This is a genomic window from Bacillus cereus group sp. N21, from assembly GCF_016483395.1.
In the GTDB taxonomy this organism is placed as follows: domain Bacteria; phylum Bacillota; class Bacilli; order Bacillales; family Bacillaceae_G; genus Bacillus_A; species Bacillus_A pseudomycoides.
On sequence record NZ_JAEHBX010000359.1, the window covers coordinates 1 to 261 of the forward strand.

Genomic DNA, 261 nt, shown 5'->3' on the forward strand with positions numbered 1-261 from the left:
GTTAAACGGAATTGTCTGTGGGTTAAAAGGCCGATTTTCGCCTGGATTCTTTTGATTTGAACATCTAAGTACTGGTGTTCAAACAGATATTCATTCAGCCAAATCAATGTGTCCTTTTTACGAGATAAGGAGATGAGGTTGTTGCGCTTCACGAAGCGGGCGTTTTTCGGAAACGTCAGCTTTCCTTTCACACAACTTTGTTTGATTTTGCGAAGATTTGTCAGTTTTGTCCGTTCTTGTTTCAACTTTTTCTTGAGTTTC

General features: G+C 39.5%; 1 pseudogene. It reads right to left on the reverse strand.

What is annotated here, in order from left to right:
• A pseudogene (locus tag JDS96_RS32745) lies at positions 1-261 on the reverse strand (IS200/IS605 family accessory protein TnpB-related protein); the annotation flags it as partial.